This window comes from Rhizobium tibeticum (genome assembly GCF_900110205.1).
Taxonomy (GTDB): Bacteria; Pseudomonadota; Alphaproteobacteria; order Rhizobiales; family Rhizobiaceae; genus Rhizobium; species Rhizobium tibeticum.
Genome location: NZ_FOCV01000153.1, coordinates 1 through 1326, shown reverse-complemented (window position 1 = coordinate 1326; position 1326 = coordinate 1). Strand labels below are relative to the sequence as shown.

Genomic DNA, 1326 nt, shown 5'->3' with positions numbered 1-1326 from the left:
CGCCATGGCGCAGTGGAAAGCCGTGACCGCTGCAATTGCCTGAGTTTACCGACAAGCGACTTTTCGGCCGTTGATCAAACAACGTGACATCGCCGTTTTGCTGGCTTGAACTCCAGCGTCCAGCCTTCAATTTGCAGTTCAACAGCCGAATCCTGTCGAATCGGACACCGCTGCATGACCGCAGATAGAAGTTTCAATTGAAACGTTATTTTTTATAAGCCAGCGGTCATCTTTGATATTGTTGTCGCATCACTAGATTTTCGCGGAGTGAGATATATGCAGAATAATGAATCCGATTCACAGACGCAGCGTCCACCTTTAGAAAAAGAGGTGTCGCCCTTTCATCGCGTGATGAACGACGATTTGATCTCCCGAATCGTGGATGGCATAGTCACTAACGATCCTGTTGAGACCGCAAGGAATATCTCAAACCTTAAGCTTTCTAATAAATTGGTGAAAGAGAGTGTTGACCGTAGTGCTGGAGGAAGATTTCACCGACAAATCAATAGGCTTGGCGCAGCAAGCAAGGCCCTATATGAGCACGCAGTTCCCACAGAAGGATTCTCTGAATATCCTGAATTTCTTCCAGCCTTGCCAAGGGACTACGCGCTGGCGGGGGAGAGAATTGATGCAATCGGAGGATCTTTAAAGCTGCAAACAGCGCAGCGAAAATCGGCTCTCGTAGATCATATATTGAATATTGCAGAGCCGTACGATCGAGGTCACGCGCTTGACTACGTTGCGCCCCATGTCGGCGATTTCAGTTCGGATGATCGTCGACGTCTTGTCGAAAAAATGCTTGAGCACTTTTCCACCCCGTTTACCGATGGGTTGCCAAGCGATGAAAACTTCAATGGCACTTCTGCCTTGTTCAAGGCATTGCCTCACATGGAAGATAGCCTCAAGGCAAGGATGCTTGATACCGTGATCAATAATCCTGACATGGCCGGGCTCATTCAATCGATGAAGGAATACTATGACTGGTTGCGTGGGCAGGATGAGAACGAGAAGGCAACTTGGCGCTCCACTCAAAAGCCAACTGTAGATGAGCGTCTGGCAGATGTCGAAAGTTCAATACGAAGCAATATCAGCTTTAGTCAAGGCAGCGACCTTGAGAAGATGCGCTCAGCAAGGCCTTTGCAACAGACTATAAGTGATACCCTCAATATTGCGCGTGAAGAACTCAAAAGCCGCCCTCCCGAAGTCCGGGGAAGGTAACTGCACCTAAAATCGGCGATGTCACGTTGTTTGATCAACGGCCGAAAAGTCGCTTGTCGGTAAACTCAGGCAATTGCAGCGGTCACGGCTTTCCACTGCGCCATGGCG

Annotated in this window: 1 protein-coding gene; it reads left to right on the top strand. The window is 49.1% G+C overall.

Annotation, left to right across the window (positions count from 1 at the left end; genetic code table 11):
* Positions 1-276: 276 nt before the first annotated feature.
* Entirely contained in the window at positions 277-1218 is a 942-nt protein-coding gene (locus BSG20_RS36240; protein WP_143147638.1) for a hypothetical protein, read from the top strand.
* Positions 1219-1326: the final 108 nt, after the last annotated feature.